The organism is Heyndrickxia sp. FSL K6-6286, assembly GCF_038630395.1.
Lineage (GTDB): Bacteria > Bacillota > Bacilli > Bacillales > Bacillaceae_C > Heyndrickxia > Heyndrickxia oleronia.
This window is the reverse complement of the sequence record NZ_CP152029.1, coordinates 4,375,860-4,389,842: the sequence shown is the minus strand read 5'-3', so window position 1 is coordinate 4,389,842 and position 13,983 is coordinate 4,375,860. Positions and strand designations below refer to the sequence as shown.

General features: G+C 34.1%; 13 protein-coding genes. 10 read left to right on the top strand and 3 right to left on the bottom strand.

All coding sequences use genetic code 11. The features are described 5' to 3' along the window. Positions 1-21 precede the first annotated feature (21 nt). The 6 genes from MHI39_RS22190 to MHI39_RS22165 all read left to right on the top strand — a co-directional run bounded on the left by MHI39_RS22190 (position 22) and on the right by MHI39_RS22165 (position 5,997). Positions 22-624, top strand: a complete 603-nt coding sequence (locus tag MHI39_RS22190) for a GNAT family protein (protein ID WP_058006364.1) — start codon at positions 22-24, stop codon at positions 622-624. Positions 625-692: 68 nt separating this feature from the next. Beyond that, complete coding sequence (locus MHI39_RS22185) at positions 693-1,181, top strand: GNAT family N-acetyltransferase (protein WP_058006365.1); 489 nt, start codon at positions 693-695, stop codon at positions 1,179-1,181. Positions 1,182-1,218: 37 nt separating this feature from the next. Next, a complete protein-coding gene (locus MHI39_RS22180; protein ID WP_259547830.1) occupies positions 1,219-1,986 on the top strand; it encodes a GNAT family N-acetyltransferase in 768 nt (255 codons plus the stop codon). Positions 1,987-2,351: 365 nt separating this feature from the next. After that, positions 2,352-3,125 carry a delta-lactam-biosynthetic de-N-acetylase gene (gene pdaA, locus MHI39_RS22175; RefSeq protein ID WP_259549428.1) on the top strand — a complete coding sequence of 258 codons (774 nt, stop codon included), beginning with the start codon at positions 2,352-2,354 and terminating at the stop codon, positions 3,123-3,125. A 136-nt stretch (positions 3,126-3,261) separates the two neighbouring features. Next, a complete protein-coding gene (gene rlmD, locus MHI39_RS22170) occupies positions 3,262-4,644 on the top strand; it encodes a 23S rRNA (uracil(1939)-C(5))-methyltransferase RlmD (protein WP_058006367.1) in 1,383 nt (460 codons plus the stop codon). Between the two features lie 330 nt (positions 4,645-4,974). Beyond that, positions 4,975-5,997: a serine hydrolase gene (locus MHI39_RS22165; RefSeq protein ID WP_342540256.1), complete on the top strand. Its 1,023-nt coding sequence runs from the start codon at positions 4,975-4,977 to the stop codon at positions 5,995-5,997. Positions 5,998-6,190: 193 nt separating this feature from the next. On the opposite strand, the gene MHI39_RS22160 is transcribed toward MHI39_RS22165, so the two are convergent. The 3 genes from MHI39_RS22160 to MHI39_RS22150 form a co-directional block, all read right to left on the bottom strand. Continuing rightward, complete coding sequence (locus tag MHI39_RS22160; protein ID WP_058006369.1) at positions 6,191-6,478, bottom strand: hypothetical protein; 288 nt, start codon at positions 6,476-6,478, stop codon at positions 6,191-6,193. 147 nt (positions 6,479-6,625) lie between these two features. Then, positions 6,626-7,873 carry an ATP-binding protein gene (locus MHI39_RS22155; protein ID WP_342540255.1) on the bottom strand — a complete coding sequence of 416 codons (1,248 nt, stop codon included), beginning with the start codon at positions 7,871-7,873 and terminating at the stop codon, positions 6,626-6,628. 314 nt (positions 7,874-8,187) lie between these two features. Next, positions 8,188-8,523, bottom strand: a complete 336-nt coding sequence (locus MHI39_RS22150; protein WP_342540254.1) for a DUF3899 domain-containing protein — start codon at positions 8,521-8,523, stop codon at positions 8,188-8,190. Positions 8,524-9,157: 634 nt separating this feature from the next. Between MHI39_RS22150 and MHI39_RS22145 the strand changes: the two genes are divergently transcribed. The 4 genes from MHI39_RS22145 to MHI39_RS22130 all read left to right on the top strand — a co-directional run bounded on the left by MHI39_RS22145 (position 9,158) and on the right by MHI39_RS22130 (position 13,981). Further along, positions 9,158-10,828 carry a peptide ABC transporter substrate-binding protein gene (locus tag MHI39_RS22145; RefSeq protein ID WP_342540253.1) on the top strand — a complete coding sequence of 557 codons (1,671 nt, stop codon included), beginning with the start codon at positions 9,158-9,160 and terminating at the stop codon, positions 10,826-10,828. Positions 10,829-10,954: 126 nt separating this feature from the next. Continuing rightward, positions 10,955-11,884, top strand: coding sequence for an oligopeptide ABC transporter permease (opp3b, locus tag MHI39_RS22140; protein WP_058006373.1), 930 nt, complete (start codon positions 10,955-10,957; stop codon positions 11,882-11,884). Beyond that, a complete protein-coding gene (gene opp3C, locus MHI39_RS22135) occupies positions 11,884-12,903 on the top strand; it encodes an oligopeptide ABC transporter permease (protein WP_216385094.1) in 1,020 nt (339 codons plus the stop codon). Before opp3b ends, opp3C begins: the two co-directional genes overlap by 1 nt. Positions 12,904-12,919: 16 nt before the next feature. Then, the gene (locus MHI39_RS22130; protein WP_058006375.1) at positions 12,920-13,981 is read left to right on the top strand and encodes an ABC transporter ATP-binding protein; all 1,062 of its coding nucleotides are present in this window, start codon (positions 12,920-12,922) and stop codon (positions 13,979-13,981) included. The last annotated feature ends 2 nt before the right edge of the window (positions 13,982-13,983 follow it).

The following is a 13,983-nucleotide window of genomic DNA, read 5'->3' as shown; positions in this document are numbered from 1 at the left end:
TGATTCAAGGAGAGATGTTATTTGACAGATTTATTTTTCCAAACTCCACCGAGATTAGAAAATGAGAACATTAAATTAATCCCTATGGAGTTCGATCATGCCAAACCTCTATTTGCAATAAACAGCTCAAACCATTGGGCATATATGTTAACCGTAGTTGAAACGGAGAAAGAAATGCAGGAATGGGTCATGAATGCGATTAAAGAACGGGAACAAAATATCTCGTTACCCTTTGTCGTTATTCTGAAAGATAGCAATCAAGTAGCTGGAACGACAAAAATGAGCTTAATTAATTTTGCCCAAAAATCATGTGAGATTGGATCAACCTGGTATGGAGCCGATTTCCAAAGAACATTTGTCAACACAGATTGCAAACTACTTCTTCTATCCTATTGTTTTGAAGAATTGCAGATGATTCGAGTGCAATTAAAAACAGATGAACGAAACCTCCGTTCTCAGAAAGCGATTGAACGATTAGGTGCTGTTAAGGAAGGAGTCTTAAGAAATGAAAGGATTCTCGCTAACGGTTATATTCGGAACGCCGTTTTGTATTCCATCACCAATCAAGAATGGTCAAATGTAAAAAGAAAATTAATTGAAAAAAGGAATTCATATTCGAATTAATTTCTCAAAATAAATGTAGCGAAATAACCTTTTAGCATTGTAATTTGGAGATTTAAGGAGAAATCAGAATGTCAGTACAGCTCAAAGCAGTAACTAGAGATAACTGGGAAGAGGCTTTAGCTTTAAAGGTTTCGGATCATCAACAAGTATTTGTTCCATCAGTTGCCGTCTCTTTGGCAAAAGTATTCATTAAACCTGATGGAAAAAATGTAGAATATCTACCATTTGCGATCTATGACAACGAGACAATGGTAGGATTTATCATGCATGCTTATGAAGAATCGACGAGTAATATGTATTGGATTAATGGATTTTTTATTGATCATATCCATCAAAATAAGGGATATGGAAAGCAATCAATGATTGAGATGATTCGCTGGATTCTTCAACGTTTTCCCCAATGTCAGGAAATTCGCTTGACTGTTCACAAAGAGAATGAAATTGCCCGCCGATTGTATAAGGATTTAGGTTTCTTTCCTTTAGGACAGTCAGTTGGGGATGAAGAAATCATGAAATTGGAAATAAGTAAAAGTAGTTTGTTTGGTAGAAAAATCTGAGATTTAATTACAATGTTTACTCGAAAGAAGGAATGCTATGATTTATGAGGTTAAGGGAGAGCAAAGAAAAAATCTAAGTTCATTGTTTGCTAGCATGGATAGTACGATCATACTTTCTGCTCTTCAAGGTCATATGGGTACAGTATGGGTAGATGATTTAGAAAATCCAACTGCTGCACAAGTGACGGTAGGAATATTTGTTTTTTATGCAGGGAATCCTTCTTCAAAGGGAGCAGAAGAACTTCTATACAACTTGCCTGATTTTACACTTGCTATTGTAGAAACGGATGAATGGAAAAGCCTTATTGAAGAAGTACATAATGGAAGATTTGAGAAGTTTCAAAGATATCAATTCATAAAAAATCTAGAACATCTTGACATAAGATATATAGAGGAATTATCAAATGCAGTACCAAAGGGATATGAGCTAGTTAAAATCGATGCTACTATAGCAAAATACTCATCACTTCATAAGTTGTCGGAGGATTTTATTAGTCAATTTGATTCACTTGCTGATTTTATAGATCGTGGTATAGGTTTTGCTGTATTAAAAAATGGCAAAGTAGTTTGTGGGGCAACATCTTTCAGCATTTATGATGAAGGAATTGAGATTGAAATTGCTACTCATCCTGAGTATAGAAGAAAAGGTTTAGCTACGATAACAGCAGCTGCATTGATAAAGGAATGTCTGGAGCGAGGATTATATCCAAGCTGGGATGGTGCTAATATTGAATCCGTTAAATTAGCCCAGAAGTTAGGATACCGATTAAAAGGATCGTATGATACTTATTTTATAGATAAATAAAGGTATTCATATTGTATAAGACTGCACCTTCATGCTTGAAAAAATAATTGGACGTGCAGTTATAGAGTTATAATGAGCATAGTCGTATTCCAAATAAATTGACTTATCCACAAAAAAAGTCAGATAGAAAATTAGTTTCCTCAAATATATGTGTAAAAATTCTATTTATTTTCAATATTGTCCACAATATCAACAGTTTCATCCACAAAAACCATAATCATCCACAGGAAAAAGAACGTGTAATAAGAAAACGAATTATTTATCCACAATAGCAAAGGACTGGAAGATTTTATCTAGCATATCTAAGTTACCTACGAAAAAAATAAGAGTAAAAAGTAGGTGACAGAATGAAAAAATGGTTAATAATGATAAACGTAATTCTCCTAGCAGGAATACTTTCAAATCCAGTATCTGCTGCTTCCAATTTTCCTGTTCATTGGGGATTTAATAAAGGAAAAAATGAACAGCAAGCTGAGGCAGGAGCAAAATATGATGAACTTTTAAAAAAATATCATGCATTTTATAAAGGAAATCCAAATGATAAGGTTCTCTATTTAACCTTTGATAATGGATATGAAAATGGCTATACACCAAAAGTTTTAGATGTCCTAAAGAAGGAAAAAGTACCTGCTATCTTTTTTGTAACAGGGCATTACCTAAAATCAAAGCCTGATCTAGTAAAGAGAATGGTAGCTGAAGGACATATTGTTGGTAATCACTCATGGAGCCATCCGGATTTAACCCAAGTTTCAAATGAAAAATTAAAAGAAGAACTACGAAAAGTCAAAGATGAAACAGCTCGAATTACTAAACAAAAAGAAATGCTGTATTTACGCCCTCCTAGAGGAATCTTAAGTGAGCGAACCATGCAATTAGCAAATGAAGAAGGATATACCCATGTTCTTTGGTCCCTTGCCTTTAGAGATTGGAATGTCGACCAACAACAAGGGTGGAAATACTCCTATGATAATATTATGGCTCAAGTTCATCCAGGAGCGGTAATGCTTCTCCACACTGTTTCAAAAGATAATGCAGATGCATTAGAAAAAGTGATTAAAGATTTAAAAGCAAAGGGTTATCAATTTAAAAGTCTGGATGACTATATGGTAAAAGAGAGAGGAAAAAAGTCAAATAAATAAGTTAACCGATGTTAAGTTTCGGACATCATGTTCGAGACTTTTCTTTTTTACACAATGTCCCTCTGAATTCTTGCCCATCCTACTTTATGATATAATACAGAAAAAACGTAGCCATGTAATAGCGGAGTGATAATTTTTGAAAAATGATAAAGATCTTTTAATAAAAGTAAAGCAACAGTTTCCATTAACAATTAAACGTTTAGGAATAAATGGTGAGGGTGTCGGCTATTTCAAAAAGAAGGTAGTATTTGTCCCAGGTGCTTTACCTGGTGAAGAAGTAGTTGTAGAAGTAACAAAAGCCCATCCTAAATTTGCAGAAGCCATCGTAAAAAAGGTACGAAAACGTTCAGAACATCGAGTAAAAGCTCCGTGTATTGTTTATGAACAATGTGGTGGTTGCCAGCTTCAGCATTTAGAATATTCCCAGCAGTTGAAAGAAAAACGAGATATCCTCATTCAAGCATTGGAGCGTCATACTCGATTTAATATAGAAGAAATGGACATTCGACCAACCATTGGAATGGACAACCCGTGGCATTATCGGAATAAAAGCCAATTCCAATTGGGAGAGGATCATGGGAAAGTTATCGCTGGTATGTATAGTATTGACTCCCATCGATTGATTAATATACCAGAATGCATCGTTCAACAGCCAGTTACAAATAAAGTAACAAATATCGTCAAACAGATTTTAGCAGATTTTAGCGTGCCAATTTATAATGAAAAAACTCGAAAAGGCATTGTACGAACTATTGTCACTCGAGTCGGTGTTCAAACAGGTCAAGTTCAGGTCATGCTAGTAACAGCAAGAAAAGAACTGCCTCGTAAAGAAGCCATTTTATCAGAAATAAAAAAACGATTACCTGAAGTTGTATCAGTCATGCAAAATGTTAATCCAAAACGAACCTCTATTATTCTTGGGGATGAAACCATCCATTTAGCAGGTGATAAAATTGTTGAGGAACGTTTAGAGGAATTTACCTATGAGCTGTCTGCACGAGCATTTTTTCAATTAAACCCTGCACAAACCATCGGCCTTTACAATGAAGTCAAAGAGGCTGCAGCATTAACAGGAAATGAAAAAATTGTTGATGCCTACTGTGGAGTAGGAACTATTGGGCTTTGGCTTGCAGATAAAGCAGGTGAAATACGAGGAATGGATGTAATACCAGAAGGAATTGAAGATGCCAAGAAAAATGCAAGGAAGCACGAAAGAAAAAATGCATCTTATTTCACTGGAAAAGCAGAAGATCTCATGCCCAAATGGGTAAAAGAAGGCTGGAGACCAGATGTGGTAGTAGTTGATCCCCCGAGAACTGGGTGTGATGAAAAGTTTCTTGACACAATCTTGAAAGTAAAGCCGAAAAAGTTTATTTATGTATCATGTAATCCATCAACCCTTGCGAAGGATTTGCAGATGTTGGGAAAGAAGTATGAGGTTGAATATTTGCAGCCAGTAGATATGTTTCCACAAACAGCACATGTAGAAGTAGTTGGAAAACTCGTATTGAAAAACTAAGAAGCTGCCAGTTGCCGCCTGCACGAAATCGTCAGGTGGTAACTTGGCAGCTTTAAAACTTTACAATAAAAAAAACTTCTTCATCAAAATAGGTGAATATATTTACGAGTTTTACATAATGTTCTTGAAAACCTTACTCGAAAATAGATTGGTATTGATAGATAGAACAAGTAGAAGTTCTTTGATGAAATGAATTTTTTCAGGTTGGAAGCTTCTAGAAATATGTTATCCTTGATAAAAGGAGTGGGTTATATGGAAATTCGTGAAAAGAGATAGCTCTGAATTTAAAATTCGAAATATTTAGATTACAATAACTAAACATTTAGGAGGATGACTATGAATGTGAATAGTAAAGATAGAATAAATAAAATAGAGGAAGTCCAAGCAAAAGAGCAATTTTCAGGAACATTTTATGCAATTTCAAATGGGGATAAGTTAACGGGGAGTTATGGTTATGCAAATCGTGCTGAAAAAATTAAAAATCAAATAAACACGAGATTCGGGATAGCTTCAGGCTGTAAAATTTTTACCTCCATAGCCATTTGTCAACTAATTGAAAAGGGGAAAATAAATTTTGATACTAAGCTTAAAGAATGCTTGAGTTTTGAATTTCCTTATTTTGATGAAGAAATAACCATTCATCATCTATTAACCCATACATCAGGTATACCAGATTATTTCGATGAAGATGTGATGGATGACTTCGAGGAGTTATGGGAATCGATGCCTATGTATAATCTACGAAGGTTACAAGACTTTTTACCATTGTTTCAAAATGAAAAAATGACAACTGAGCTAGGTACCTTTCATTATAATAATTCTGGTTATATATTATTGGGTCTGATTGTAGAAGAAGTTAGTGGCCTTGTTTTTAGTGATTACATTCAGCAATTTATCTTTAAAAAAGCAAGTATGACGGATTCCGGATATTTTGAAATGGATGATTTGCCTGGCCGAGTGGCTCTTGGTTATATAAAAAAGCCTGATGGTGGATGGCGAACAAATATTTATTCATTGCCAGTTAAAAGTTCTTCTGATGGGGGTGCTTATGTAACAGCTGAAGATATGATCTCTTTTTGGGATGCTCTAATGAATGCTCGACTGTTAACGAAAGAAATGACTCAAACTTTGTTAACTCCACGTGTGCAGGTAAAAGATGATATTTATTATGGTTATGGGGGATATATGCAAACCAAGTCGGAACATGTCGAAAAATACATTTTAATGGGCTATGACCCTGGTGTGAATTTTCGCTCTGTTCATTACCCTAATAGAAACCTTACGATTGTCGTTTGTTCGAATAAATCTGATGGTGCTTATGAAATGATAAAAACTATTGAAGCTAGTTATTAAAAAATAATTAACTAAAAAAATCTGTATACAATTAAAAAACATGGGCTTGGTATAAACTTACCGAACCCATGTACAAAAGTTGTTTAATATCTCAGTAGGGCATAACCTAATTATAAAGATTTTAATCACAACAAATCATCTTTGTTAATAAATATAGAATGTAGAGACAAAATAAGCTTTCTTTGATTTTAGGTTAGTTAACCATCATACCAGGCATCATGTGAAGTGACATGTTTTGCGATTGAACCTGGGTATTTATTGGATACCCATGATAATGGTGAGCATGATGAGCATGATGATGAATTGGATGTTCATGGTGATGCATCATTCCACCACAACAAGGATATCCCATCATTTGATGCCCTGCTCCATAAGCAGGATGCCCCATTAACCATTCATGACCAACTCCATATGCAGGAGATCCATATCCCATCATATAGGGATTATAACCCATTCCATAACTTCCGAATACTGGATTCATTTTTTTCACCCTTTTCATTGTAGTAAACTTATAACCAATTACATGCTATGCTATTAACCTAGGAAAGGAGCTTACTTTTATTAAAATGGGTGAATACCTAAAAATAAAGGGATGGTTCCTTACTTTTTTGAAGCAGGAGAACCGTCCCTATGCTTCCAGAACAGGAATGGTTATAAGAAATGTTGTGCCTTTACCTTTTCGACTTTCAATATCAATGCTTCCTTTTAGTTTATTAATGGTGCTGTATACCATGAGCATGCCGAGGCCGGTGCCTTTTTCTTTTGTTGAGTAATAGGGTTGACCTAGGTGGGAGATTTGATCTCTTGTCATTCCGATTCCGGTATCTTGAATTTTGATCAGGATCTTTTGTTTTTTTTCTGAGATGTCGATCGTTAACGTTCCTCCGCCTGTCTCTTTCATTGCTTCAATTCCGTTTTTATATAAATTAATTAAACACTGTTGAATTTGATTCCGATCATATCGGGTAAATAAAGTATTTGTAAAATGAAATTGAACCTCTACTTGATGCATGGTAGCAAAGGGAATAATCAAATCTTTTGTATACTCAGTTTCTGTGAAGAGATTGGAATAAACCATATTTTCAGATTGAGGTTTCGCGAACGAAAGATAATCACTCACAATTTTTTCGGCTCGATGCAATTCTTGTAAAGAGAGATCTATATATCTTTTATCTTCATTTGAGATGGTGGTTGACTGTTTTAATAATTGTAAAAACCCACTAGTCACCGTAAGCGGATTTCTTATTTCATGGGAAACGCTAGCAGATAATTCACTTACAACATTTAATCGTTCCGAATGGACAAACTGCTCGCGATTTTTAATATTGGCGATAATTTGTTCAATTAAGATCATAATAATAAGAATCGCTCCCACATTTGTCATAAATGTGAGCAGGGCTACATACCAGAATTCACTATTTAAGCTGTTAAAGAAAGTACTTAATGAGGTTAAGTAAATACAAGCTATAAGTGAGCAAACAAAACCTGCAAATAATACCCGTTTTTTTGAAGATAGCTTAATAAACTTACGATTAAACAACGGGATTAAGGTAAAAATGATGGTTGAAAATAGAAAGGAATGGAATGTTCCCTCTCCTCCAACATAAAAGCGATAGAGATTTAATAATATATAAAGTGGCCAAACAGCTTTATATCCACCATATAGGGCCACGATGATAAATGGGATATACCGAAGGTCAATAATAAATCCTAGTTTTATTTTGATAGGCATTGTTATGCAAAGAATCATCGTCACTGCCGAAAGCAAAACAAGTACGAACTTATTATTAGAATGTGGCCTATGTTCAAAAAAAATAAGAAAGATTAATACTGGAATTAATAGAAATAAAAAGTTTAATAATAATGTTTCTAACAATGTTGAGCTTCCTTTCGGATATATTCATGTCCTTCTTAATTGATGAGTCTTTGTATTAATATATCTATATTATATTAGCAAATATGGATCATTACATTATATTATAAATCGTAGAAAGCAAAAAAAGCGATTGGACATTCTATCCAGTCGCTTTCTTCATTCCAAATAAGTAGGTTAAAGCAGGAATCGTCTTTTGCTAAGTCCTATTGCTGGCGTCTTTACACCTGATTAAGGTTTTAGCGTTCTTATGAAGTTTGTAGCTCATTGAAGTGAAAATGAAAAGACTTGTCTTCATTTAAACAGAAAAGAGAGCCTTATTTATAATATATAACTAAAGCACAAAGCATAATGATGAGTGTAATGCTTCCAGTGACAAACAAATAGTTATACCTGAAAGTAATTAATTTTGATAAAGGTCTTCGATCTTTATCGGTCATCCGACTAAAAACATGCTGAAAACTTGCAAAGACAACATCAAAGAAACCTTTATTAACGACGAAAACAGTTAATGATAATAATAGGTAAAGAAAGCCTACAATAAAGGAAACATTAATATATGTCAGAAGATTAATGGAATGGTATGTAATAAGAGAAAGTATAAAAATTAATAGTTGTGTTGCAATTACCCAAATGGAATATTTCCTAAACATGTCATCACCTCTTTCTAGTCCATACAAATTTATAACAAGGCAGTTTTCGTATAGTTTGTTACTTTTGTAAAAGCCCTACTGCCGGCTTTTACACTTAATAAAGGTTGAGCGTTCTTATATAGTTTGCCGCTCTTTTCACAGTGGAGTGAGGGACATGTCGCTTTTTAACCTATATTTATTGGTTAAAAGATGATCTAAATAGCAACATTGTTTAAGAAAAGAGCATTTTAACATAGATGTTTTTCAGTTAATTTGTAAAATGAACATCTACTCCTTAATTTATTCCCAAAAATTAAGTATTAAAAAATTATAATGTAGTTTTAATTTAAAATAAACTGATAAACAGAAACTTAAATATTAGGACTAAAGACATTATTCTATAAATATTAAATTATCTAAATATATTATATTGTCAGAAATGTAACTATGCTAAAATAGCATGTAAAAAGCATATATTGAGCATAAAATAGAAAAAATATGTAAATTTCCCTAAAAATATAACATAAAAAAGTTAAAAATGTTTTGTTAAAATAATGTACAAATAAAAAGAAAATTATTATAATGTTAATAGAAAAGCTTTTTAGAATCTTTTTTAAAATCTTTTTAAAAAAAATGGGGAAAAGGTGGAAAGTAAATGAAAAAGTCAAAATTTTATCTATTTACTGTACTTACTCTAGTACTTGCTCTAGTATTATCTGCTTGTGGTACAGGCGATAAAAAAGAAAGTGCAAGTAAAGGCAGCTCATCTGCTGAGCAAGTACTTAATATGATTGAACCAACAGAAATTCCAACAGGAGACCCGACATTAGCAACGGACTCTGCTAGTTTTATTGTAATTGGACAAACAATGGAAGGTCTTTATACATTAAATGATAAAGATTTACCTGTTCCTGCAATTGCTGATGGGAAACCAGAAGTAAGTAAAGATGGTACAGTTTATACATTTAAATTACGTAAAGATGCAAAATGGGCAAATGGTGAACCAGTTACAGCAAATGATTTCGTATTCTCTTGGAGAAGAGCTGTAGATCCTAATACAGGTGCACAATATGCATACATGTTTGCAGATGTTGTTAAAAATGCAAGCGCAATTATGGAAGGTAAAGCAAAACCTGAAGATTTAGGCGTAAAAGCAATTGATGATAACACATTAGAAGTAACATTAGAACAACCAGTTCCATATTTAGATTCTTTATTAGCTTTCGGCACATTCGTTCCTTTAAATGAAAAATTCGTTAAAGAAAAAGGCGACAAATTTGGTACTAACAGCGACAATATGTTAGCAAATGGTCCATTCAAATTAGCAAAATGGGATGGAACAGGATTAACTTGGAAATATGAAAAAAATGATAAATATTATGATAAAGACGCTGTGAAATTAAAAGAAATTAATGTTCAAGTTTCAAAAACTCCAAACACTGCGGTTAACTTATATAACACTGGTAAAGTAGATCGTACAGGTGCATTAAGCGCAGAATATGCAAAACAATATGCAAACAATAAAGATGCAGTAAAAATGGTTGAATCAAGCTCTTGGTACTTAAAATTCAACCAATTACGTAATGGCAAGGAAACACCTTTAGCAAATGTAAATATTCGTAAAGGTTTAGCTATGGCTTTTGATAAAAAAGCCTATACAGAAACAGTACTTTCAAATGGATCATTCCCAAGTAATGGATTAGTTCCTAAAGGTGTAGCAAAAGATCCAAGTGGTGAAAAGGACTTCCGTGATGAAAGTGGAGATCTATCAACTTATGATCCGAAACAAGCAAAAGAATATTGGGAAAAAGGCTTAAAAGAATTAGGTGTAAAAAGCTTAGAACTTGAATTATTAAGTGATGATACTGAAAATGCGAAGAAAACAAGTGAATTCTTCCAAGATCAATTACAAAAGAATTTACCAGGCTTAAAGCTTAAATTAACAAATGTACCATTCAAAATCCGCCTTCAAAAACAAGATCAGCAAGATTATGATATCCAAATGGCTGGTTGGGGTGCAGACTATTTAGATGCAATGACATATCTTGATTTATTTGTAACAAATGGTGGTAATAACAAAGCTGGTTACTCTAATAAGAAATATGATCAGTTAATCAATGATGCAAAAGTAAAATATGCAAATGATCCTGAGAAGCGTTGGGAAGTATTGTTAGAAGCTGAAAAGATTTTAATTCAGGATGACGCTGCAATTGCACCAATCTATCAAAGAGGTCACTTAACACTAACACAGCCTTATGTGAAAAACTTTGAAGAGCATTTATTTGGCCCTGACTATACAATGAAAAATACTTATATTGAAAAATAAGTCGATTTTCAATTGAATTAATGGGACCAAAGAAAAGAGAGTATTTTTAATTAAGAATACTCTCTTTCTCCTTTTAATCGTTCTGGTTGAAAATTTTAAATAATTCGTGATTAGGAGGCGAATTGAATGGCGAAATATATTTCGAAACGTATCATTTATATGATCATTACGTTGTTCATCATTTCATCATTTACGTTTTTCTTGATGAAATTATTGCCTGGTACGCCGTTTCGAGCGGAAGAGAAGCTATCGGATGAACAAAAAATCATCTTACAAGAAAAATACGGATTGAATGACCCAATTCCTGTGCAATATGGGCGTTATATGTTGAATATTGCGAAAGGTGATTTAGGGGTATCATTCCAATTTGATAATCAACCGGTTACAAAACTATTAATCAACCGAATGGGACCATCACTTCAATTAGGTTTCCAAGCCATGTTTATAGGAACATTAGTAGGGATATTATTAGGTGTTTTAGCTGCGATGTTTCAAAATACGTGGATCGATTATGGAAGTACATTTTTAGCAGTATTAGGTAAATCGATTCCTTCTTTCGTTTTTGCTGCTCTTTTACAATATATTATAGGTGTAAAATTACAATGGCTTCCAGTTGCCTCGTGGGATAGTTTTGCTTCATCAATCATGCCTACCATCGCACTGGCTATTTTCCCAATTGCAACAGCAGCTCGTTTCATGAGGACAGAGCTAATTGAAGTACTAAGCTCAGATTATATTACTCTAGCAAAAGCAAAAGGAAATTCAAGAATGGAAATTTCATTTAAACATGCTGTCCGTAATGCATTGATTCCATTAATTACTGTATTAGGACCTATGGCAGTTGGTTTAATGACAGGTTCCATGGTAGTAGAACAAATCTTTGCCATTCCAGGGATTGGGGAGCAATTTGTTAAATCGATACAAACAAATGATTACCCTATCATCATGGGAACAACAATTTTCTTTGCATTCTTATTAACGGTAATTATCTTAATTGTTGATATTCTTTATGGAATCATAGATCCAAGAATTCGTGTAGCGGGAGGGAAAAAATAATGGCTGAAATGTTAGAAAAAATACCAAAAGAATTGCTCGAACCCGCTCCAATGAACCATGGAGAAAGTGAAGTAATAGCGAAACCGCAACTTTCCTTTGCTAAGGATGCATGGCTAAGGGTTAGAAAGAATAAAGGGGCAATTATTAGTCTAGTATTATTAGTACTAATTATTCTTATGGCGATTATTGGTCCACATCTTTCTCCTTTTAATCCAAATGCACAGGATCTTTCACGGGCCAATCTTCCTCCAAGAATCCCTGTTTTAGAAAATATGGGTATTTTTGATGGAAGTCAAAAAATTGGTGGCGTTGAAACGAATGTTTATAAAGAACAGCATATAAAAGATTATTATTGGTTTGGAACAGATGGACTTGGCCGTGATCTCTTTTCTAGAGTATGGCTAGGGACGAGGGTTTCATTATATATCGCTTTTCTAGCAGCGATCATTGATATGGTCATTGGTGTAACCTATGGATTAATTTCTGGTTTTAAAGGCGGACAGGTTGACAATGTGATGCAACGTATATTAGAGGTCATCTCTGGTGTACCGAATTTAATTGTTGTTATTCTCATGCTATTAATCATGAAACCTGGGATATTATCAATTACAATTGCGATGGTTATCACCGGATGGATAGGAATGGCACGTGTTGTACGTGGACAAGTACTAAAACTAAAAGGTCAAGAATATGTCATGGCTTCAAGAACATTAGGAGCTTCTAATGGCAGGATCTTATTAAAACATTTATTACCAAATTTATCAGGTGTTATTATTATCAATACAATGTTTACAATCCCAAGTGCGATCTTTTTTGAAGCATTTTTAAGTTTTATCGGTATTGGTTTACAAGCACCAGATGCATCGTTAGGAACATTAATTGAAGATGGATATAAAACATTCCAATTCTTACCTCATTTAATGATTATTCCTTGTTTAGTTATTTGTATTATTTTAGTTGCATGTAATTTAATTGGTGACGGACTTCGTGATGCATTTGATCCGAAAATGAGAGATTAAAAGTGAGGTGAAAAAGATGAAGAAAATGCTAGAAGTGAAAGATTTGAATATTTCGTTTCATACATTCGCTGGAGAGGTAAAAGCGATCCGCGGTGTAAACTTTGAATTATTTGAGGGAGAAACACTTGCAATTGTTGGAGAATCTGGTTCCGGAAAATCAGTTACCACTAAATCAATTATGAGGTTGCTACCCCCAGGAAATTCTGAAATTAAGAACGGGCAAATTCTATTTAATGGAACAGACATAGCGAAAGCTTCTGAAAAGGAAATGCAAAAAATCCGTGGTAAAGATATTTCAATGATCTTCCAGGATCCAATGACATCCTTAAACCCAACAATGACGATTGGTAAGCAAATTATGGAACCACTTTTAAAGCACCAAAAGTTAGGGAAAGAGGAAGCGAGAAATCGTGCTATTAACTTATTAAAGCTAGTAGGGATTCCGAAGCCTGAATCTCGTATGAAACAATATCCACATCAATTCTCTGGTGGGATGAGACAGCGTGTTGTTATTGCCATTGCATTAGCTTGTAATCCGAAAGTGCTTATTGCCGATGAACCAACAACTGCTTTGGACGTAACGATCCAAGGTCAAATATTAGATTTAATGAAAGAATTACAAAAGAAAGTTGATACGTCTATTATTTTTATTACACATGATTTAGGTGTTGTTGCTAACGTAGCTGACCGTGTGGCGGTTATGTATGGCGGGAAAATTGTTGAAGTTGGAACAGTTGATGAAATTTTCTATAATCCAAAGCACCCATACACATGGGGACTGATTAGTTCTATGCCAAGCCTTGATGCCACAGAGGAAGAATTATATGCAATTCCAGGAACACCACCGGACTTGTTAAACCCGCCTAAGGGGGATGCATTTGCTCCACGTAACCCTTATGCGTTGAAAATAGATTATGAAAAAGAACCACCAATGTTCAAAATTTCCGATACACATTATGCGGCAACATGGCTGCTTCATCCAGATGCACCGAAAGTAGAACCACCAGAGGCAGTGAAGAAGAGAATGCATAAATTTAATGCTAAGAACAATGCTACTCCGAATAAGGAGGCAAACTAACC